Raw genomic sequence first — 20,487 nt, 5'->3', positions numbered from 1 at the left:
GTGGGAAGGGGTCGGTTGGCGGGTCGAGGGGGTACCCGGCGCCAGGATATCCGTGACCGGAGCGGATAGGTTTGCCGCATGTCCGGGGCCCAGTTCAGCGCAGAGACCAGCGGCGGCGGCGCGTTCGTCCGCCAGCCCAACCGGTTCACCGGCCGGGTCACCCCGCACTCCACCTCACCGGAGGGCGGCGGGCCGGACGATGCGGGGCGCTGGCCGCTGGAGGCGGGCCGGTACCGGCTGATCTGGTGCCGGGCCTGCCCGTGGGCGCACCGGGCCCGGATCGTGCGCGGCCTGCTCGGGCTGGACGAGGTGATCTCGCTGGGCACCGTCGACCCGATCCGGGACGAGCGGGGCTGGCGGTTCGCGCTCGACCCGGACGGCTTCGACCCGGTGCTCGGCATCGGCTTCCTCTCCGAGGCGTACCTGTCCACCGACAGGGACTACACCGGCCGGGTGACGGTGCCGGCGCTCGTGGACACGCTCACCGGACGGGTGGTCACCAACGACTACCCGCAGCTCACGCTGGACTTCTCGACCGAGTGGCGGCGGTTCCACGCGCCGGACGCGCCGGATCTCTACCCGGTCGAGCTGCGCCCGGAGATGGACGCGCTGATGGCGGAGATCCACCGGGACGTCAACAACGGCGTCTACCGGTGCGGCTTCGCCACCTCCCAGGAGGCGTACGACGAGGCGTTCACCGCGCTGTTCGCCCGCCTCGACGCGCTCAGCGAGCGGCTGGCCGGGCGGCGCTACCTGATGGGCGACACGATCACCGAGGCGGACGTGCGCCTGTTCACCACGCTGGTGCGCTTCGACGTGGCGTACCACGGGCACTTCAAGTGCAACCGGCGCAAGCTCACCGAGATGCCGGTGCTCTGGGCGTATGCGCGGGACCTGTTCCAGACGCCGGGCTTCGGCGAGACGGTGGACTTCGACCACATCAAGCGGCACTACTACGCCACCCACGACATGATCAACCCGACCCGGATCGTGCCGCTGGGCCCGGACCTGTCCGGCTGGACCACCCCGCACGGACGTGGCTGAGGGCACGGCCCGCCGGATCGCCGCCGCGTTCGCCGCCGTCTGCCTGGCCGCCGGCGTGGCCGCGGTGACGGTCGCGGTGGTCGCCGGTCCCGGACCCGGACCCATCGCGTACGTGAGCGAAGCGGGCATCGCCGACAGCGGGTACGCCGGGGCGTACCGGATGGGGATCTTCTCGGTGGCCGCGTCGCTGCTGCTGCTCGCCGGGGCGCTGCCGCCGGGGGTGCGGGCGGCGGCCGGGCTGCTCGGCGTCGGCGCGGTCGCCACGGTGCTCTCCGGCGCTGTCACGTGCAGCGAGGGCTGCCCGCTGCCGCCGTTCGAGGCGACCACGGTGGCCGACCTGGTGCACGGCGGGGCGAGCATCGCGGCGACCGCCGCGGTGGTGCTCGCGATGCTCGTGCTGCTGTTCTCCCCGGCTGCGGACCGGGGGCTGCGGCGGATCGCCGCGGTCGGCGCGGCGGTGGCGCTGCCGGTGGCCGCCGTGGTAGCGGCGGCGCTGCTGCTGGTCGGGCGCAGCGCGCTGCTCGGGGTGTCGGAACGGGTGCTGCTGGTCGTGGTCGCCGCCTGGGGACTGGTCACCTCCGGCTACCTGGCTGTAAGGAGCCTCACCGGCGACGGTCCTTCCGTTCCGGCGCCGGAGGGGAGTAACGTGTCGCGACGATGACCAATGTCTGGTGCCTCACCGAGCGCCTGTACGTCGATCTCCGGCGGCAGGCCAGCGGCGTCTGTCCGGCGTAGTTCCACTCCCCGACGCCCGCCTTCCCTCTCCAGACCTTGGATTCGTCCTCATGACCTCCGCCCTGCGCAGAATCCCCTTCTCCGTCCAGATCCTGCTCGGCCTCGTGCTCGGCGTGGCGCTCGGTTTCCTCGCCCGCGCCGCCGACCTCGCCTGGCTGACCAGCACGCTCGACACCGTCGGCGGCCTCTTCGTCCAGCTGCTCAAGCTGGCAGTGCCGCCGCTGGTCTTCACCGCCATCGTGGTCAGCGTGGTCAGCCTGCGCGGCGTCGCCAACGCCGCCCGGCTCGCCGTCAAGACGCTGCTCTGGTTCGCCGTCACCGCGCTGATCGCGGTGAGCATCGGCATCGGCCTCGGCCTGCTCACCGACCCCGGCCGGGGCGTCAACCTGGACCCGGCCGGCGCCACCGCGCCGAAGACCACCGGCTCCTGGATCGACTTCCTCACCGGCATCGTCCCGACCAACCCGGTCGGCGCGTTCGTCGAGGGCAACGTCCTGCAGATCGTCTTCCTCGCCCTGGTGGTGGGTGCCGCCGCGCTGCTGGTCGGCGACGCCGCCGAGCCGTTCGTGTCGCTCAACCGCTCGCTGCTGTCGATCGTGCAGAAGGCGCTGTGGTGGGTCATCCGGCTCGCCCCGATCGGCACGCTCGGCCTGATCGGCAACGCCGTCGCCTCGTACGGCTGGGACCTGCTCGCCCCGCTCGCGAAGTTCACCACGGCCGTCTACGTCGGCTGCGCCCTGGTGCTGTTCGTGGTCTACCCGGTGCTGCTCGCGGTGGCCGGCAAGCTCAACCCGCTGCGCTTCTTCGCCGGCGCCTGGCCCGCCATCGAGCTGGCCTTCGTCTCCCGCTCCTCGGTGGGCACCATGCCGGTGACCCAGCGCTCGGTCGAGCGCCTCGGCGTCCCCCGCGAGTACGCCTCCTTCGCGGTGCCGTTCGGCGCCACCACGAAGATGGACGGCTGCGCCGCCATCTACCCGGCGCTCGCCGCGATCTTCGTGGCGCAGGTGTTCGGCGTGAACCTGGGCGTCACCGACTACCTGCTCATCGCGTTCGTCTCGGTGGTCGGCTCGGCCGCGACCGCCGGCCTGACCGGCGCGATCGTCATGCTCACGCTGACCCTGAGCACGCTGGGCCTGCCGCTGGCCGGAGCCGGTCTGCTGCTCGCCATCGACCCGATCCTGGACATGATCCGTACCGCCACGAACGTGGCCGGGCAGGCCGTCGTGCCGACCATCGTGGCCGCCCGGGAGGGCACGCTCGACCGGGCCGCGTACGACTCGGCCGGCAAGCGCGACCTGATCGAGCCGGTCGAGACCGAGCGGCTCGACCCCGTACCCGCCTGATCCACACACCGACGGGTGCGTCTCCACAAGGAGGCGCACCCGTCGCACTGACCGGAGGATCCGAGAATGAGCGCCCTGTTCACCCCGCTCGCCCTGCGCGGCGTCACCCTGCCCAACCGGATCGCGCTGGCGCCCATGTGCCAGTACAGCGCCGGACCCGACGGCCTGCCCACCGACTGGCACCGCGTGCACCTCGGTTCCCGCGCGGTCGGCGGGGCCGGCCTGGTGATCACCGAGGCGACAGCGGTGGTGCCCGAGGGCCGGATCAGCCCGCAGGACACCGGCCTCTGGTCCGGCGCGCACGTCGACGCGTGGCGTCCGATCACCGCGTTCGTCGCCGCCCACGGCGCGGTGCCGGCCGTGCAGCTCGCGCACGCCGGGTTCAAGGCGTCCACGTACCGGCCGTGGGCGCCGGCGCGCGGCGGTGTGCCGGACGCCGAGGGCGGCTGGACCCCTGTGGGCCCGGGTGACCAGCCGTTCGTCCCGGACTACCGCACCCCCACCGCGCTGGACGAGGCGGGCATCGCGGCCGTGGTGGACGCGTTCGCCACCGCCGCCGGACGGGCGCTCGACGCCGGGTTCGCCGCCGTGGAGATCCACGCCGCGCACGGCTACCTGCTGCACGAGTTCCTGTCCCCGCTGACCAACCGGCGCACCGACGGCTGGGGCGGCGACCGGGCCGCCCGGATGCGGCTCACCCTCGACGTGGCCCGCGCGGTACGCGCCGCCGTCGGCGAATCAGTGCCGGTGCTGACCCGGATCTCCGCCACCGACTGGGCCGACGGCGGCTGGACCGTCGAGGACAGCGTGGTGCTCGCCGGGGAACTGGCCGCCGCCGGGGTCGACCTGATCGACACCTCCTCCGGAGGCGCGGCGGTCCAGGCGTCCATCCCGGTCGGACCCGGCTACCAGGTGCCGCTCGCCGCCCGGATCCGCCGCGACGCCGGGGTGCCGACCGGTGCCGTGGGCCTGATCGTGGAGCCCGAGCAGGCCGAGCAGATCGTGGCCGGCGGCGAGGCGGACCTGGTGCTGCTGGGCCGCGAACTGCTGCGCGACCCGTACTGGCCGCGCCGCGCCGCCGCCAAGCTCGGCGCCACCCCCACCTGGCCCAACCAGTACACCCGAGCCTTCTGACCCACCCCGCCCTCCCGGCCCGCCCCGGTGCGTTGATCATGAAGTTGGCGGCGAACGGCGTCCGATTTGTCGCCGCCAACTTCATGATCGACGAGGAGGACGGCGGGCGCGGGGGTCAGCCGGCCAGGTGGTTCCAGCGGGGTTCCAGGTCGGTCCAGGTGCCCTGGTCGGCCACCGTGCCGTCGATCAGCACCACCACCCGGTCGGCCCGCACCAGCGCGGCCCGCTTCGCGGTCGAGCCGACCACTGTCACCCCGTGCTCGCGCAGTGCCGCCCACAACGCCAGCTCGGTGCTCACGTCCAGCGCCGACGACACGTCGTCGGCCACCAGCAGTTCGGTACGCGGGGCGAGCGCCCGGGCCAGCGCCAGCCGCTGGAGCTGACCGCCGGAGAGCCGGGTGCCCTTGTGCCCGATCAGCAGCCCGAGCCCGCCCCCGGCGGCGGCCAGGTCGTGTTCGAGCTGGGCGGTCGAGACCGCACCGGCGGCGTCCACCTGGTGGCCGAGCGCGATGTTGTCGGCCACCGTGCCGGAGAGCACCCGGGGCAGCTGACCCACGTACCCGACCTGGTTGGGCCGCAGGAACATCTCCGGCTCGGTGACCGGGTCGCCGTTCCAGCGCAGCTCGCCGACGTGGTGCACGATCCCGGCGAGCGCGCGCAGCAGCGACGACTTGCCGGACCCGACCGGGCCGACGACGAGCACCAGCTGCCCGCGTTCGACCACCAGGTCGACGTCGCGGACGGCAAGCGTGCCGTCGGAGTGCAGCGCGCCGAAGCCGGACAGCTCCAGGCGGCGCAGCGGGTGCCGGGGCGGCGGCTCGGGCGCGGGCGCGGTGCCGGCGACCAGGTCGAGCCCGGGCACCGGCGCCGCGTACACGGCCTCGCCGGTCATCGCCACCGTCCGCCTGGTCCACACGCGCGCCGACGGGTACTGCGACACCAGCGACGCGGTGGTCCACGCGAACCAGCGGGCCGCGCCCAGGGTGGAGACGGCCACGAGCGTGGCGCCGGCGGACAGCTCACCGGCCAGGTAGAGCGCCCACGCGCCGATCGGCAGCAGGCCACTGGCGACCGACGGGGTGGACCGGGCCCACACCTGCATGGCGATCTCGCGTCGCTGCCGCTCGCTGCGTACCTCGTCCAGCCGGGCGAGGTGGCGCAGCACCGGGCGGGTCGCGCCGGCCAGCTTCACCGTCCGGGCGGCGGACAGCGCGGACACCAGCGCGGTGGCGAACGCGGCGCGCGCCTTCACCGTGCCGGCCGCGTTGCGTTCCAACCGGGGCCCGAACAGCGTCGCCGCCAGCCCGGAGACCACCATCGTGCCGACGAAGAACAGCGCCGGTACGAGACTGCCGGTCACCAGCGTCATGGTGATCACGATGGTCAGCGAGATGAACTGGTCCATCAGGTTGTCGGCGAGGTGCACGACCCGGTCGGTGTCGCCGCCCTGTGCGACCACCTCGGCCGGGGTGTGCCCGCTGACCCGGCGCGCGCCGGTCTGCCCGTGCACCAGCCGGGCGCTGATCCGCAGCATCTGCCGGATCCACCACTGCGGGAACCACAGGTTCGTCAGGTACGGCAGCGGCAGCACCACGAGCAGCGCCGCCACGATGCCCAGCGCGGGCAGCCACGGGTCACCGCCGCCGACCAGATCGGCCCAGAGCCAGGGCAGCACCGCCCCGTCCATCCCGAGCACCGTCATCACGATGAACAGGGCGACCGAGACCATGCCGTACCGCGGGTCGTTGGTGCCCAGCCGGAGGATCTCCCGCATGGTCCGCGCGGGGGGCGTGGGCGGCGCGGGTGGCGGGTCGGCGCGCGGCACGGCGGCCGGCCGCGTCGCGGGCGCGGCCGGCGTGGCGGGCGCGTCGTCCCAGGCGGGCGCGTCGAGCAGGTCCACGCCACCGCGCCGGGCGCCCACTCCGGCGTACGCCCCGGCGTGGCTGGTGGCGAGCAGCTCGGCGAAGCGGGCCGACTCGCGCAGCGGACCGGCCTCCAGCACCGCGCCGTCGGCCATCACGACCACCTCGTCGCAGCGGCGCACCGAGGAGAGCCGGTGCGCGATGACGATGCCGATCCGGTCGGTGAGCAGCCGTTCGGTGGCTTCGCGTACCCGGTTCTCGGTGACCGGGTCGAGCCGCGCGGTGGCCTCGTCGAGGATCACCACGTGCGGGTCGCGGACCAGGATGCGGGCGAACGCGACGAGTTGCTCCTGCCCGGCGGAGAGCACGTAGCCGCCGTCGCCGAGCCGGGTGTGCACGCCGTCGGGCAGTTCGGCGATCCAGCCGGCCAGGCCCAGTTCGGTGAGCGCCCGCTCGGCGGCGTCCAGCAGTTCCGGGTCGAACAGCGCCACGTTCTCGGCGAGCGTGCCGGCCAGGATCTCGGTGCGCTGCGGCACCACGGCGATCCACCGGCGCAGTTCCTCCACGTCCAGGTCGACCAGGTCGGTGCCGCCGAGGAAGACTGTGCCGCGGGGCACGTCCACCGCCCGGGTGAGCACCTTGGCCAGCGTCGACTTGCCCGAGCCGGTACGCCCGACGAGCGCGTACGAGCGGCCGCGGACGAAGTCGAGGTGGACGTCGCGCAGCGCCGGCCCGCGCTCGTCCCCGCCGGCCGGGTAGCGGTAGGTGAGCCCGCGCACGGTCAGGTCCCCGTCGACCGGGGTGGCCCCGCCGTCGGGCTCCTGCGGCGACCCGGCGAGCAGTTGCACCCGGCCCCACGCGCCGAACGCCTGTTGCAGGTGCGGCACCCAGCGGGCGATGTGCTCGACCGTCGCGCCGAACGCGATGGCCAGCAACCAGATCGCGGTCAGCCGCGCGGCGTCGACCCGGCCGGTGGCGAGCGCCCACGCGCCGCCCAGCACCACGCCCGCGATGCCGACCCGGACCGCGCCGGCGGCGGCCGCGGTGACCCGGGCGGAGAGCCGGAACACCCGGACGCACCGGGTGATCACCTCGGCCGCGCGGCGGGCGTAGAGGCGCAGCACGTACGGCCGGGCGAGGCTGGTGCGCACGTCGTCCTGCCCGTGCACCGCCTCCTCCATCACGGCCGCGAGGTCGGACCACGCCTCCTCCTCGGCCATCCGGGCCGGGGCGATGCGGGCGGTCGGTCGGCGCAGCGTCACCGCGAGCAGCGAGGTGAGCACGATCATGCCGACACCGGCGGGCCACCAGACGATCAGCGCGCTCACCGTCGCGAGGGCGCAGACCGCGAGGCCCTGCGCCAGCCGTACGCCGGTGTTCCGCATCTCGGCGGCGACCTGGTAGACGTCGTTGTCGATCCGGTCGAGCAGTTCGCCGACCGGCGTGGTCTCCAGGGTGGGCAGGTCCTGGCCGAGCGCGACCCGGCAGAGCCGCCGCCGCACGTCGGCCGACCAGTCGGCGGTGAGCCGGGCCATGATCAGGCCGATCAGCAGGTCGGTGACGACAGCGGCGACGAGCGCCACGGCGAGCGCGACGAACCAGCCGGACGAGCGGTGCACCAGCACCGGCCCGGCCAGCGCGGAAGCGGCCGCCTGACCACCGGCGCCGAGCACGATCAGCAGCAGGACCGCCGCCATCCGGCGGGGCGCCGTGGCCCAGAGATCTCGGAGCAGGCGCATGGAAGGTCCTCCGGACTCGGATCGGTGGGGGCGGTGCCCTCAGCCTCACCCTTCCGGCGGTCCGGAATCAACCGAATTACCGACCGCTGGTCAGGTGCGGGCGACCCGCCGGACGATCCCGAGCAGCGACTCCTGCACCTCGTCGATCGGCCGCTCCGGCGAGAAGACCAGCCAGTCCACGGCCACCACGAGCCCGACGCCGAACAGCGCCGAACTGGCGGTACGCACGTCCAGGTCGGCCGGGAGGTCACCGCTGTCCACTCCGGCCTTCACGGTGTCGGCGATCACCGCGATGGCCTCGCCGCGCAGCAGCCGCAGCGTCTGCTGCCACTCCCGGTTGGTCCGCCACATCTCCGAGAGCAGGAGCTGGGCGAAGGCGCGGTAGCGGCGGATGTACTCCAGCTGGGCGCGGACCAGCGCGCCGAGCGCCTCCAGCGGCGGCAGCCCGTCGACGGCGGCCCGGAACTCGGCGGTGAGCAGGCCGATGCCGTGCCGCAGCAGCTCCTCGAACAGGACCGTCTTGGACTCGAAGTTGTAGTAGACGGTCCCCTTCGCCACGCCGGCCCGGGCCGCGATGTCGTCCACGGTGGTGGCCGAGAAGCCCTGCTCGGCGATGAGGTCCACCGCCGCCACGAAGAGGCGCTGGCGGGTGTCCTCGCGCCGGCGTGTCCGTCCGTCCGTCACCGGCTCATCCTCACATGGTCAGTTCGGGGTGCAGCTTGGCCGGGGTCAGCCGCCGGGAGCGGCGGGCCGCGCCGACGGTCAGCGCCATGGCGCCCAGCCCGAACGCGAGCAGCACCAGCGCGCCGGTGACCACGGGTGCGGTCGTACCGCCGTTGATGGTGTGCCGCAGGCCGTCCACCACGTACGTCATCGGCAGCCAGGGGTGGATCGCCTGGAAGAAGCCGGGTGAGGTCTGCACCGGGTAGGTGCCGCCGGACGAGGTGAGCTGGAGCATCAGCAGCGCCAGCGCGGCCAGCCGCCCGGCCGGGCCGAGCGCCACACCGAGCAGTTGCATGATCGCGGTGAACGCCAGCGAGGTGAGGGCGAGCAGCCCGAACGTGGCCGGGCCGTGCCTCGGGTCGAGCCCGAGGCCGAGCGTCACCACCGTGTAGAGCACAGTGACCTGGGCCAGGCCGATCCCGGCCGCGGGGAGCCACCCGGCGAGCACGACCCGCCAGCCGGGCGCGCCGGACATGACGTGCCGCCGGTTGACCGGCCGCAACAGCATGTACGTGATCATCGCGCCGACCCAGAGCGCCAGCGACAGGAAGTACGGGGCGAAGCCCACGCCGTACGAGCCGGCCGGGTTCTGCGAGTCGCGGATCAGGCCGACCGGGTCACCGAGCACGCCGGCGCGAGTGGCTGCGTCGTCGTACCCCGGTAGTTTCCGTTCCCCGGCGGCGAGCCCGTCGGCGAGGTCGCCGGCGCCGCCCTCCAGCCGGGTCAGCCCGTCGACCAGGCGGTTGCTGCCGCTGCCGAGCTGGGCCAGGCCGCCGTCGAGCTGGCGGGCGCCGGTGGCGAGGCGGTAGAGGCCGCCGCGCAGCTCGTTCGCGCCGGTCGACGCGTCGCCCAGCCCGTCGCGGAGCTTGGCGCTGCCCTGGGCCAGCGTGGTGAGCCCGCCGGCCAGCTCGTTGACCTTCGCGCGGGCGGAGGCGACGTCGTCGGCCAGGTGCGGCGCGGCGGCGGCGACCTCGCGGGCGGTCTTCGCCACGTCGGTCATCTGCTTGCGCAGCGTGGCCATGTCGGTCTTGTCCAGCGCGGCCACCACGGACCGGGCCTGTGTGACGGCCCGGTCGGCGGCCTTGCGGGCGGCGGCGAATCCGGGATCGTCCGCCAGTTCGGGGTGTTCCATCGCGACCGCGTCGAGCCGGTCGCGGACCTCCTCGGCGCTCGCGACCACCTCGGCGGCCTTGCCCGGCAGCGCGTCCAGCCCGGCGGCGAGCTGCTGCGCGCCGTCGGCGACGAGCGTGGCCGCCTTCTCGATCTTGTCGGCGTTGCGGCGCAGCACCGGCTCGTACCTGTCGGCGGCGGCGTTCACGGTGGCCGCCGCGGCCTTGGTCTCGGTGGCGGCGCGCCCGGCGCCGTCGGCGAGCTGGGCGGCGCCGGTGCGCAGCTGGCCGAGGCCCTTGGCGAGCTTGTCCGCGCCCTGGACCGACTGGTTGAGTCCACCGGCGAGCTGCCCGGCGCCGTCCTCGGCGTCACCGAGCCCGTCGGCGAGCTGGTCGGCCCCCTGCTGGGAGCTGCCGAGCCCGTCGGCGATCTTTCCGGCGCCGTCGGCGGCGCGGCCGGTCTCGGCCTTGGCGTCGGTGAAGCCGATCAGCATCCTGTCGAAGTACGTGGCGGCGGTGCTCTGCGCGGCGGCGGCCCGGATCTCGCTGAACGCCGACCGGGCGAGCAGGCCGGAGAGGTAGTTGGTGGCGTCGTCGTTGACGACCTTCAGTTCGCCCTGCCGGGCCGGGCGGTCCGGTTCCGGGCCGGCGGCGAGCGTGGCGGAGAAGTCCTGCGGGATGGAGAAGACCAGGTGGTAGCGCCCGTCGCGCAGCCCGTTGGTGGCGTCGGCCTGGTCGGTGACGGTCCAGCCGAACACCCGCCGGTCGAGCAGCTTCTCGGTCAGGTCGCGGCCGGCGTGCACCTCGCTGCCGTCACCGGCGGTGGCCGGGCGGTCGGCGTTGACCAGGGCGACCGGGATCCGGTCCATCTTCCCGTAGGGGTCCCAGAACGCGTACAGGTAGAGGGCGCCGTAGAGCAGCGGGACGATGGTGAGCACCGCGAGCGCGGCGCGCGGCAGCCGGCCCCGGGTCATCCGGCGCAGCTCGAACAGGGCCAGTCGCAGGACGCTCATGCGGGCACCTCGGCGGGCTCGTCGGGAACGGTCAGGGCGGGAGCGGGCAGGGCCGGGTCGCCGATGCGGTGCACGGTGGCGGCGACTCCGGGTTCGACGGCGCGGGCGCTGGCGACGACCGCGTACCCCTGGTCGGCGAGGCGTTCCAGCGCGCCCCACATCCACTCCCGCTCGGGGCGGTCGGCGCCGGCGTCCACGTCGTCGGCGACGATCAGGCTGGGGCCGCCGAGGCTGGCCAGCACCAGCCCGAGCACCTGGCGCTCGACCGGGGTGAGGTCGCGGCCGTACCGGTCGGGGTCGAGCGGCGCGTCGGTGAGTCCGGCGCCGGCGATGGCGGCGGCGTAGGCGTCGCGGCGGTAGGCGCGGCGGGCCCGTACCGCGGCGACCGGAACCAGCCGGCGCCGGCGGCGCGGCACCGGGCCGAGCAGCAGCAGGCGTTCGGTGATGTGCTCGGCGACGGTGAGCGTCGGGTCGGGTTCGTGCACGCCCGCCACCTGGCCGAGCGCGGCCGGGCCGCGGCGGCGCAGCTCGCCGTGGTTGTGCGGGAAGCGCCCGGCCAGCGCCAGCAGCAGCGAGGTGCGCCCGCTGCCGGGCGGGCCGGTGACGGCGTGCAGCTCACCGCTCGCGGCGGTGAGGTCGACGTCGCGGTAGACCCAACCGCGGCGGGTGCGCAGCCCCAGGCCCCTGGCCTCGACGATCTTCATCCCGACCCCGAATTCCGAACTGACTAGTCAGTATAAAAACATGCCCAGCATAGCGTCGGGTGTCCGGTTCGGGACGTCCGGCGGGAGTGATCCTCAGAACAGCACTGTGGCGAGCGTGCCGACCGGGCGGAAGCCGCAGCGCTCGTAGACCCGGCGGGCGGGCAGGTTGAAGTCGTTGACGTAGAGGCTCACAGTGGGCGCGACCCGCTCCAGCGCGTCGCGGACCACGGCGGCCATCGCCGCGGTGGCGATGCCCCGGCCACGCCACTCGGGCGCCACCCAGACGCCCTGCACCTGCGCGGTCCGGCGGGTCACCACTGCGAGCTCGGCCTTGAAGACCACCCGCCCGTCGACGAAACGGGCGTAGGCGCGGCCGGCGCGCACCAGCTCGGTCACCCGCCGCCGGTAGCCGCGCCCGCCGTCCTCGGCCAGCGGCGACACCCCGACCTCCTCGGTGTACATCGCCACCGCCGCCGGGAACAGCAGGTCGACCTCGCTGCCGCGCACCCGCCGCACGTGCGGGTCGGGCGCCACGGCGGGCAGCGCGTCCGTCGCCAGCAACGGCTGGTTCGGGCGTACGTCCCGGGCCGGGCCCCAGTGCGCGGAGAGGCGGTCCCAGAGCCCGAGCACCGCGTCGGCCCGCCCCACGATCGAGGAACAGAGCCGCTCCTCGGCGCTCAACTGGTCGGCGAACGCGGTCACCGCCGACTCGGACGCGAGCACCGGGGTCAGGTTGCCGCCCAGCCAGCAGATCGACTCCAGGTGCCGGCGGGAGCCGTACCCGAGGATCCGCGCCTCGGCCCGCCACCACGCCAGGCCGCGTGCCGCCACCCGCTCGGCGACCTGCGCGCCGGCGTACGGGTCGAGGTCGAGCAGCCGCTCGACCGCGCGGCGCTCCGACTCCCCGAGTTGGCGTACCGGCACCGTGAGCACGGCTACCAGCCTGCCAGATCCACCCCGGCGTGCGCGGGCCGACCGGGCACCTGCCGCACCGCGCTCAGCCGGCGGGCGCCGGCACCGGTTCGGGCGTGGCCGGACGGGTCCGGGCGGCCCATCGCACCACCGGCGGCACCAGCGCGCCGAGCAGCATGAACACCACGCCGAGCACCAGCCAGCCGGGCACGCCCCAGCCGATCGCGAGCGTGGTCACCACCACCGGGGCGACCATCGAGCCGAGCTGCATGCCCATCCCGTACGCGCCCTGGTACTGCCCGTGCGCGTGCGCCGGGGCCAGGCCGAAGGAGATGCCCCAGCCGGCCGCCGCGTGCCACAGCTCGCCCACGACGTGCACCAGCGCGCCGCCCAGCAGCAGCGGCACCGCCGCCGCGACCGGTACGCCGCCACCGGCCGCGAACAGCGCGCAGGCGACCGCGAGCAGGACACCCGCCCGGCGGGCGGCCCGGCCCGCGCCGGTCAGGTCCTCGGTGCCCCGCGAGGCGCGGACCTGGAACAGGATCACCACCACCGTGTTGACGAGCAGGCAGGCGGAGATGAGCCAGTTCGGCGCCGTGGTGTGCCCGGCGATCCAGAGCGGCAGGGCGATGTTGATCAGCGAGAAGTGCATGGACATGAGCCCGTCCAGCACGGTGAAGGCGAGGAACGGGCGGTCCCGCAGCGCGATCAGCCGTGGCCCGTGCGCCGGGGCGGGCATCGGCGGCACCGGCGGGAGCCGCAGCAGCACCGCCGCCGCCAGCACGTACGTGGCGGCGTCGAGCAGGATCAGCGTGACGTACGCGCCGCGGGTGTCGGCGGCGAGCGCGAACCCGGCCAGGACCGTGCCCACCGAGATGCCGACGTTGGTGACCGCGCGCAGGTAGGCGCGGGTGCGTACCCGCTGGTCGGGCGGGACGGCACCGGCGATCAGCGCGCCCCGGGCGCCACGGGTGCCCGCGTCGGCGACCGCCATCAGCACGCCGACGACCAGGAAGCCGGTGAACGAGCGCACCGCCACCAGGGCGGCCGTGCAACCGGCCGAGGCGAGCAGCGCGGCCATCTGGAGCCCGCGCGGGCCGAGGCGGTCGGCGAGGTAGCCCATCGGCGTGCTCGCCACCAGGCTGACCAGCGCGGTGAGCGTGAGCGCCACGCCGACCTGGGTGACCGACAGCCCGACTGACCGGGTGAGGAACAGCGCGCTGGCGGTGAGCCAGGTGCCCCGCCCGACGGTGTTGACGAGCGTGGAGAGGGCGAGGGTCCGGGACGGGCCCGGTTCGGGAAGCAGGCGCACACCAGCACCCTAGCAAGACGTACGTACGGTTTTCAGCCCCGTTTACGTAACGTCTTGTCGGCGATGCATTGCCGATATATCGTTGATGCATCAGTGATACACCGACCGAAGGAGAACCGATGGGGTTCCATCGACGCATGCACGCCATGCACGACGAGATGCGCCGCCGTGGCGGCTTCGGCTTCCCGCCCGTACCCCCGGGTCCGCCGCCCTTCTCCCCCGGACCGCACGGTCACGGGCGGGGCCGGGGCGGGCGCGGACGCGGCCGGCGGCCCAACGTGCGCGGCGCCGTGCTGGCCCTGCTCACCGAGCGGCCGATGCACGGCTACGAGATGATCCAGGAGATCGACTCCCGCACCGGCGGGGCCTGGCGGCCCAGCCCCGGCTCGATCTACCCGACGCTGCAACTGCTGGAGGACGAGGGGCTCATCGCGACCGCCCCCGACTCCGAGGGCGGACGCAAGCGGTTCGCGCTGGCCGAGGCGGGCCAGGCCGAGGCGGCCGGCGCGGCGCAGACCCCGCCCTGGGCGGAGTTCGCCGAGCAGACGGTCAACAGCTGGCACGACATCCGCGACGCCGGCGCCCAGGCCATGCAGGCGCTGCGGCAGGTGATGACCACCGGCACCGACGACCAGCGCGCCCGGGCCGCCCAGGTGCTCGACGAGACCCGGCGCAAGCTCTACGCCATCCTCGCCGAGTCCGAGTGAACGCCCGGCGCGGCAGCCCGGCTGCACCCGGTGACACCGTGCATACCGGTCCGCGAAACGCGCGTGCGGCCGCCCCCGATGTCGGGGACGGCCGCACGGCGACGCGGAATACAGATCAGTGCACGGTGACGGTGGCGCCACCCGGCACCAGGTCGCGCAGCTCCTCGGGGATCTCGGCGCCCATCTCGTCGGCGATGCGCAGCGCCTCCTCGATCAGCGTCTCCACGATCTGCGCCTCCGGCACGGTCTTGACGACCTTGCCCTTGACGAAGATCTGGCCCTTGCCGTTGCCGGAGGCCACACCCAGGTCGGCCTCGCGGGCCTCACCCGGGCCGTTCACCACGCAGCCCATGACCGCGACGCGCAGCGGCACCGGCAGGCCCTCCAGACCGGCGGTGACCTCCTCGGCCAGCTTGTAGACGTCGACCTGCGCCCGGCCGCAGGACGGGCAGGAGACGATCTCCAGGCCACGCTCGCGCAGGCCCAGCGACTCCAGGATCGCGGCGCCGACCTTGATCTCCTCGACCGGCGGGGCGGACAGCGAGACCCGGATGGTGTCGCCGATCCCCTCGGCCAGCAGCGCGCCGAACGCCACCGCCGACTTGATCGTGCCCTGGAACGCCGGGCCCGCCTCGGTGACGCCCAGGTGCAGCGGGTAGTCGCACTTCTCGGCCAGCAGCCGGTACGCGCGGATCATCACCACCGGGTCGTTGTGCTTGACCGAGATCTTGATGTCCCGGAAGCCGTGCTCCTCGAACAGCGAGCACTCCCACAGCGCCGACTCCACCAGCGCCTCGGCGGTGGCCTTGCCGTACTTGGCCAGCAGGCGCTTGTCCAGCGAACCCGCGTTGACGCCGATCCGGATCGGCACGCCCGCGTCGCCGGCGGCCCGCGCGATCTCCTTGACCTTGTCGTCGAACTGCCGGATGTTGCCCGGGTTCACCCGCACCGCGGCGCAGCCGGCGTCGATCGCCGCGAAGACGTACTTCGGCTGGAAGTGGATGTCCGCGATCACCGGGATCTGCGACTTCTTGGCGATCGCGGGCAGCGCCTCCACGTCGTCCTGCGACGGCACGGCGACCCGGACGATCTGGCAGCCGGACGCGGTCAGCTCGGCGATCTGCTGGAGCGTGGCGTTGACGTCGGCGGTGAGGGTGGTGGTCATGGACTGCACCGAGACCGGCGCGCCCCCACCGACCGGCACCGAACCGACCATGATCTGGCGGCTGGCCCGGCGCGGGGCCAGCGGCGGCGGCGGTACGGGGGGCATACCGAGACTGACAGCGGTCACTTCAGGCACTCACCTTGAGAAGAGCGTGATGGGGTTGATGACATCAGCGGTGACGGTGAGCAGCGTGAACGCGCCACCGATCAGGATCACCGCGTACGTGACGGGCATGAGTTTGAGGTAGTCGACGCGGCCGGGATCGGCGCGGCCGATGCGCGCGTAGAGCCAGGAGCGCGCCCGTTCGAACCAGGCGATGGCGATGTGGCCGCCGTCCAGCGGGAGCAGCGGCAGCAGGTTGAACACGCCGATGAAGAAGTTCAGCGACACGAACAGCATGAAGAACACCAGCCAGGCGTTGTTCTCCACGGCCTCGCCGCCGAGCCGGCTGGCGCCGACCACGCTGATCGGGGTGTCCACGTCACGCTCGCCGCCGGTGATCGCGTTCCACAGCGCGGGCACCTTCTGCGGGATGCGCTGCATGGCGTGCGCGGTCTGCACGGCCATGGTGCCGGTGAAGTCGGCGGTCGCGCCGAACGCGGCGACCGGGCCGTACTCGACCCGGGTCGGGGTGGTGGGCGAGAGCGCCACGCCGAGCGCGGACACCGCCGAGGTGGCGCCCTTCGGGTCGCCCAGCGGCGGACGCTGCACCGAGGCCAGGTCGACCCGCGCCTCGTCCGGCTTGCCGTCGCGCACGAAGGCGACGGTGGCCGTACCGGGCGGGGTGGCGCGGACCACGTCGAGCATGTCGCCCCAGGTCGAGACCGGCTTGCCGTTCACCGCGGTGATCCGGTCGCCGTCCTTGAGCTGGGCCTTCTCGGCCGGGCTGGCCGGGTCGCCGGACTCGCAGGCGCGGGCCGCGTTCTCCACCACCACGCACGGGGCGATGGCGATCACCGCCGGCTCGGCCCGGAAGCCGGCCTCGGTGCTGGGGAACTTCGGGTTCGGCAGCCCCACCGACACCGCGATGATCCAGAGCGCGATCAGGGCCAGGGCGAAGTGGGTGATCGAACCCGCGGACATCACGATCGTCCGCTTCCACACCGGGTAGCGCCACATCGCGCGCTTCTCGTCCCCCGGCTCGACGTCGTCGTCCTGCGGGGTCATGCCGACGATCTTGCAGAAGCCGCCGAGCGGGATGCCCTTGATGCCGTACTCGGTCTCGCCCCGCTTGAACGACCACAGCGTCGGGCCGAAGCCGACGAAGTAGCGCGTGACCTTCATCCCGAACGCCTTGGCGGTCAGCATGTGCCCCGCCTCGTGCAGGCTCACCGAGATGAGGATCGCCAGGGCGAACAGCACCACCCCGAGCAGATAGCTCATCGAGCTCCTTCCACCGACCCGACGATGATCTCCTGGGCGTGCGCCCGTGCCCACGACTCGGCGGCGAGCACGTCCTCGACGGTACCTGGTTCGTCGAAATCGGGAGCGTCCTCCAGCACCCGCTGGAGGGTGTCGACGATGCCGAGGAACGGCAGCCGGCCCGCGGCGAACGCGGCCACGCACTCCTCGTTCGCCGCGTTGTAGATCGCCGGGCGGCAGCGCCCGGCCTCGCCCGCCGCCTTGGCCAGCGCGACCGCCGGGAACGCGGCGTCGTCGAGCGGGAAGAACTCCCAGGTGTGGGCAGTGGTCCAGTCGACAGCCGCGGCGGCTCCGGGCACGCGGTCCGGCCAGCCGATGCCCAGCGCGATCGGCAGCCGCATGTCCGGCGGGCTGGCCTGGGCGAGCGTGGAACCGTCGGTGAACTCGACCATCGAGTGGATCACCGACTGCGGGTGGACCATCACCTCGATGTCGGCGTACGGCACGTCGAACAGCTCGTGCGCCTCGATCACCTCCAGCGCCTTGTTGACCATCGTGGCGGAGTTGATCGTGACGACCGGGCCCATGTTCCAGGTGGGGTGCGCCAGCGCCTGCTCCGGCGTGACGGCGGTCAGCTCGTCGCGCCGCCGCCCCCGGAACGGGCCGCCGCTGGCGGTGACCACCAGCCGCCGTACCTCGCCCCGGGCGCCGCCGCGCAGGCACTGCGCCAGCGCCGAGTGCTCGGAGTCGACCGGAACGATCTGCCCCGGTCGGGAGACGGCGGCCTTGACCAGCGGGCCGCCGGCCACCAGGGACTCCTTGTTGGCGAGCGCGAGGGTACGCCCGGCGTGCAGCGCGGCCAGCGTCGGCGGCAGGCCCAGCGAGCCGACGACGCCGTTGAGCACCACGTCGCACGGCCACTGCGCCAGCTCGGTCATCGCGTCCGGCCCGGCCACGATCTTGGGCAGCTTGAAGTCACCGCTGGCCCAGCCGCGCTTGCTCGCCTCGGCGTAGAACGCGAGCTGGAGATCCTGCGCGGCGGACGCGCGGGCCACACCGACCGCATCCACGCCCAGCTCCAGCGCCTGCGCGGCGAGCAACTCCACGTTGCCGCCACCCGCGCCGAGGGCCACCACCCGGAAGCGGTCCGGGTTGCGCTTGACGATGTCGATGGCCTGGGTGCCGATCGAGCCGGTCGAACCGAGCAGTACGAGATCTCGGGGAGTGGTCACCGGACCATTGTTCCCCAGCGCCTCACCCCGGTTCGTCCCGGAGTGCCCGGCGACATGATCGACTCCACTTCGCCGAGGTGGCGGCATCAGGGTTGCCGCGATGCCACCACTTCGGCGATCCGGTGTCGATCACGCCTGCGGCGCCTCCTCGTCGAGCAGGTCGGCCGGGTCGACGCTGAACTCGAACGGCTGCCGCATCACGAACGTCGTACCGGCGGCCGCGGCGGCCAGCGGCCGGTACTCGCCCTCGACCAGTTCGTAGAGGGCGAGCGCGGGCACCCGGTTACGCAGGTCGACCCGGAGGAAGTACGGCACACCGGCGGCCGCGTACTCCCGTGGCCGGTCGATCACGTCCTTTCGCCGGTTACCGGGCGACACGATCTCACCGAGGAGCACCGCCTGGCCGATGTCGACAGCGGATCGGCCACCGCCCGAGGAGCGCAGTACGGCGATGTCGGGGATGAACAGATCCTTGCCGGAAATCAGGTTGATCTCGGGGTAGACCCAGAGCCCGCTACGCCGGGCGGCCCGGTGCAGCCGATACGGCAACTCGCGTTCGACCGACTGATGGTCGATGCCGGCATGTGGTGTCACGATCACGCTTCCGCTCAGGACCTCGACCTTCGGGCCGTTGGTCTCCGGTAGGAGATCGAGAGCGAGCTGCGCGGTCCAGGGCTCGTCGCGCCAGCGGAGCACCTCGAACGACGGCTCGGCGGGCTGCGGTGCCGGCTCGGGCGCGAATGCGGCCTGGGCCATCAGGCTCACCCCCTCAGCGGGTAATCGTGCTACCACTCACCCTAACGGCGCTGTCCCGCTCCGCCCTGCTCGCACACGTTGTCCGCCCCCAACCACCGGAATCCCGGCGATCATGAGGTTGACGGCGTCGGCGGTCCGATTTGTCACCGTCAACTCCATGATCGCCGGGGCGGGCGCGGGTCTGAACGGTCAGGCGGGGCGCTCCAGGACGAAGGTCTCCAGTTCGACCCCGCCGTACCAGTCGGTGCGCACGCCCACGTGCGTCATGCCGAGGCGCCGGGCCACCGCCATCGACGGGTCGTTCCCGGCCATCACCACCGCGTACACCCTCGGGGTGCCGGTGGCGAACTCGCGTTCCAGCACCGCGCGGGCCGCCTCGGTGGCGTAGCCGTTGCCCTGGGCGTCGGGGTGCAGGTGCCAGCCGACCTCGATGTCGTCGGTCAGGGTGACGCCGTCGCGTCCCGGCAGCGGCTTGAGCAGGATGCTCCCCGCCACCGGTCCGCCGTCGCGCGGCTCGATCGCCCACAGGCCCCAGCGGCCGGCGTACGGACCCCAGCGTTCGTGCCACATCCGGACCCGTTCGCGCGCCTCGGACGGGTCGGTCATCCGCCCCTTGCCGCCACCCAGCCAGCGCATCACCTCGTCCCGGGAGTAGATGTCGTAGACCCGGGCCAGGTCGTCGGGCGACTCGGTCCAGTCCCGGAGCACCAGCCGGTCGGTCGTGGCGATCGTCATGCCGCCGGATCGTAATGCGTGGCGCGGGGTCGTACGGGGAACGAGAGGGCGATGGGCGACGGGTGGGAGCGGACCAAGCGGATCACGGCTGCGGCGTTCCGGCCGGTCCGCGGCCGCGACCTGTCGCTGCACGCCGCCGCGATCACCTTCTACGGCGCGATCGCCGTGGTGCCGGTGGCGCTGCTGGCGATCTGGCTGACCGGGCTGCTCGCCGGGGCGGACCGGGTACGGCGGCTGACCGGGTACGCCATCGACACGCTGCCCACCGAGATCGGCGCGCACCGGGCGGCGGCCGCGCTGGTCGAGGCCGGGCTGGGACTGACCCCGCTGCTGGCGCTGGCCTCGCTGCTGCCGGCGTCCCTCTACGGCGAGGGACTGCGCCGCGCCTTCGTCTCGGTGGCCGAGCCGCGCGCCGAGTCCGGCGCGCTGGTCGGCTGGCGGGGCCGCCTGCTGCTGCTCCCGCTGCTCGCGCCGGCCCCGGCGCTGCTGCTGTCGATCCTGCTCGGGCTGCCGATGACCACCCGTCTGGTACGCCAGGGCGGCTGGGTCGGCGCGCTCGGCGTGGTGCTGTCGTTCCTGGCGGTGTGGCTGGTGCTCACGCCGGTGCTGATCTGGGTGTTCCGGGTGGTCGGCCCGGCCTCGCCGGACTGGCTCGCCACCGTCGTCCTGGGCTCGTTCACGGCGGCGAACCTGTCCGGCTTCGTGCACGGCTTCGTGCTGTTCTGCTCGCTGCCGCTGGACCTGGGCGTGCCGTTCGGCGGGTTCGACGAGATCGGCGGCGGCGTGGCGGTGCTGCTCTGGCTGTACCTGTTCCATGTGATCGTGCTGTCCGGCTACTCGGCCACGCTGGCGGCGAGCCGGTGGCGGGCCACCCGGGAGGCGGCCCGCGCCTGACGGCTG

At 73.6% G+C, this 20,487-nt stretch carries 17 protein-coding genes; 6 read left to right on the top strand and 11 right to left on the bottom strand.

Annotated elements, in window-relative coordinates; translation table 11 throughout:
- Positions 1-78: 78 nt before the first annotated feature.
- The 4 genes from EAD96_RS21100 (at position 79) to EAD96_RS21085 (ending at position 4,256) form a co-directional block, all read left to right on the top strand.
- Complete coding sequence (locus EAD96_RS21100) at positions 79-1,044, top strand: glutathione S-transferase family protein (protein ID WP_121685514.1); 966 nt, start codon at positions 79-81, stop codon at positions 1,042-1,044.
- Complete coding sequence (locus tag EAD96_RS21095; protein WP_121685513.1) at positions 1,037-1,705, top strand: DUF998 domain-containing protein; 669 nt, start codon at positions 1,037-1,039, stop codon at positions 1,703-1,705. Before EAD96_RS21100 ends, EAD96_RS21095 begins: the two co-directional genes overlap by 8 nt.
- A 136-nt stretch (positions 1,706-1,841) precedes the next feature.
- Entirely contained in the window at positions 1,842-3,122 is a 1,281-nt protein-coding gene (locus EAD96_RS21090) for a dicarboxylate/amino acid:cation symporter (protein ID WP_181373726.1), read from the top strand.
- 66 nt (positions 3,123-3,188) lie between these two features.
- The gene (locus tag EAD96_RS21085) at positions 3,189-4,256 is read left to right on the top strand and encodes an NADH:flavin oxidoreductase/NADH oxidase (protein WP_121685512.1); all 1,068 of its coding nucleotides are present in this window, start codon (positions 3,189-3,191) and stop codon (positions 4,254-4,256) included.
- 115 nt (positions 4,257-4,371) lie between these two features.
- On the opposite strand, the gene EAD96_RS21080 is transcribed toward EAD96_RS21085, so the two are convergent.
- From EAD96_RS21080 to EAD96_RS21055, 6 genes are all read right to left on the bottom strand, one after another.
- Positions 4,372-7,857: an ABC transporter ATP-binding protein gene (locus tag EAD96_RS21080; protein ID WP_121685511.1), complete on the bottom strand. Its 3,486-nt coding sequence runs from the start codon at positions 7,855-7,857 to the stop codon at positions 4,372-4,374.
- A gap of 90 nt (positions 7,858-7,947) precedes the next feature.
- Positions 7,948-8,541: a TetR/AcrR family transcriptional regulator gene (locus tag EAD96_RS21075; RefSeq protein ID WP_120571140.1), complete on the bottom strand. Its 594-nt coding sequence runs from the start codon at positions 8,539-8,541 to the stop codon at positions 7,948-7,950.
- Between the two features lie 10 nt (positions 8,542-8,551).
- Positions 8,552-10,702 carry a YhgE/Pip domain-containing protein gene (locus EAD96_RS21070; RefSeq protein ID WP_121685510.1) on the bottom strand — a complete coding sequence of 717 codons (2,151 nt, stop codon included), beginning with the start codon at positions 10,700-10,702 and terminating at the stop codon, positions 8,552-8,554.
- Positions 10,699-11,406, bottom strand: coding sequence for an ATP-binding cassette domain-containing protein (locus tag EAD96_RS21065; RefSeq protein WP_121685509.1), 708 nt, complete (start codon positions 11,404-11,406; stop codon positions 10,699-10,701). Before EAD96_RS21065 ends, EAD96_RS21070 begins: the two co-directional genes overlap by 4 nt.
- 93 nt (positions 11,407-11,499) lie before the next feature.
- Positions 11,500-12,339 carry a DUF4081 domain-containing GNAT family N-acetyltransferase gene (locus EAD96_RS21060; protein ID WP_120571143.1) on the bottom strand — a complete coding sequence of 280 codons (840 nt, stop codon included), beginning with the start codon at positions 12,337-12,339 and terminating at the stop codon, positions 11,500-11,502.
- Positions 12,340-12,403: 64 nt separating this feature from the next.
- A complete protein-coding gene (locus EAD96_RS21055; protein WP_120571144.1) occupies positions 12,404-13,630 on the bottom strand; it encodes an MFS transporter in 1,227 nt (408 codons plus the stop codon).
- Between the two features lie 119 nt (positions 13,631-13,749).
- On the opposite strand from EAD96_RS21055, the gene EAD96_RS21050 reads away from it, so the two are divergent.
- Positions 13,750-14,337, top strand: coding sequence for a PadR family transcriptional regulator (locus EAD96_RS21050; RefSeq protein WP_121685508.1), 588 nt, complete (start codon positions 13,750-13,752; stop codon positions 14,335-14,337).
- A 115-nt stretch (positions 14,338-14,452) separates the two neighbouring features.
- On the opposite strand, the gene ispG is transcribed toward EAD96_RS21050, so the two are convergent.
- The 5 genes from ispG to EAD96_RS21025 form a co-directional block, all read right to left on the bottom strand.
- Entirely contained in the window at positions 14,453-15,628 is a 1,176-nt protein-coding gene (gene ispG / locus EAD96_RS21045; RefSeq protein ID WP_030504228.1) for a flavodoxin-dependent (E)-4-hydroxy-3-methylbut-2-enyl-diphosphate synthase, read from the bottom strand.
- Positions 15,629-15,637: 9 nt separating this feature from the next.
- Positions 15,638-16,885 carry an RIP metalloprotease gene (locus EAD96_RS21040; protein ID WP_121685507.1) on the bottom strand — a complete coding sequence of 416 codons (1,248 nt, stop codon included), beginning with the start codon at positions 16,883-16,885 and terminating at the stop codon, positions 15,638-15,640.
- Positions 16,882-18,096: a 1-deoxy-D-xylulose-5-phosphate reductoisomerase gene (dxr, locus tag EAD96_RS21035; protein WP_121685506.1), complete on the bottom strand. Its 1,215-nt coding sequence runs from the start codon at positions 18,094-18,096 to the stop codon at positions 16,882-16,884. The genes EAD96_RS21040 and dxr overlap by 4 nt, the downstream gene beginning before the upstream one ends.
- 129 nt (positions 18,097-18,225) lie before the next feature.
- Positions 18,226-18,852, bottom strand: coding sequence for a Uma2 family endonuclease (locus tag EAD96_RS21030; RefSeq protein ID WP_147457911.1), 627 nt, complete (start codon positions 18,850-18,852; stop codon positions 18,226-18,228).
- A gap of 189 nt (positions 18,853-19,041) precedes the next feature.
- Positions 19,042-19,587, bottom strand: a complete 546-nt coding sequence (locus EAD96_RS21025) for a GNAT family N-acetyltransferase (protein ID WP_120571150.1) — start codon at positions 19,585-19,587, stop codon at positions 19,042-19,044.
- 51 nt (positions 19,588-19,638) lie between these two features.
- Here EAD96_RS21025 and EAD96_RS21020 point away from each other — a divergent pair, with 51 nt between their 5' ends.
- Positions 19,639-20,481, top strand: a complete 843-nt coding sequence (locus tag EAD96_RS21020; RefSeq protein WP_120571151.1) for a YhjD/YihY/BrkB family envelope integrity protein — start codon at positions 19,639-19,641, stop codon at positions 20,479-20,481.
- Positions 20,482-20,487: the final 6 nt, after the last annotated feature.

The organism is Micromonospora sp. BL1, from assembly GCF_003667485.1.
GTDB classification, from domain to species: Bacteria; Actinomycetota; Actinomycetes; order Mycobacteriales; family Micromonosporaceae; genus Micromonospora; species Micromonospora tulbaghiae.
The sequence above is the reverse complement of the archived record's forward strand: the minus strand, read 5'-3'. Positions and strand labels throughout refer to the sequence as shown.

Excerpts from the sequence above, each read along its gene's own strand:
- EAD96_RS21100 (WP_121685514.1), top strand. The coding sequence starts at position 79 with ATGTCCGGGGCCCAGTTCAGCGCAGAGACCAGCGGCGGCGGCGCGTTC.
- EAD96_RS21085 (WP_121685512.1), top strand. The coding sequence starts at position 3,189 with ATGAGCGCCCTGTTCACCCCGCTCGCCCTGCGCGGCGTCACCCTGCCC.
- EAD96_RS21050 (WP_121685508.1), top strand. The coding sequence starts at position 13,750 with ATGGGGTTCCATCGACGCATGCACGCCATGCACGACGAGATGCGCCGC.
- EAD96_RS21030 (WP_147457911.1), bottom strand. The coding sequence starts at position 18,852 with ATGGCCCAGGCCGCATTCGCGCCCGAGCCGGCACCGCAGCCCGCCGAG.
- EAD96_RS21020 (WP_120571151.1), top strand. The coding sequence starts at position 19,639 with ATGGGCGACGGGTGGGAGCGGACCAAGCGGATCACGGCTGCGGCGTTC.
- EAD96_RS21025 (WP_120571150.1), bottom strand. The coding sequence starts at position 19,587 with ATGACGATCGCCACGACCGACCGGCTGGTGCTCCGGGACTGGACCGAG.
- EAD96_RS21070 (WP_121685510.1), bottom strand. The coding sequence starts at position 10,702 with ATGAGCGTCCTGCGACTGGCCCTGTTCGAGCTGCGCCGGATGACCCGG.
- EAD96_RS21040 (WP_121685507.1), bottom strand. The coding sequence starts at position 16,885 with ATGAGCTATCTGCTCGGGGTGGTGCTGTTCGCCCTGGCGATCCTCATC.
- EAD96_RS21065 (WP_121685509.1), bottom strand. The coding sequence starts at position 11,406 with ATGAAGATCGTCGAGGCCAGGGGCCTGGGGCTGCGCACCCGCCGCGGT.
- EAD96_RS21080 (WP_121685511.1), bottom strand. The coding sequence starts at position 7,857 with ATGCGCCTGCTCCGAGATCTCTGGGCCACGGCGCCCCGCCGGATGGCG.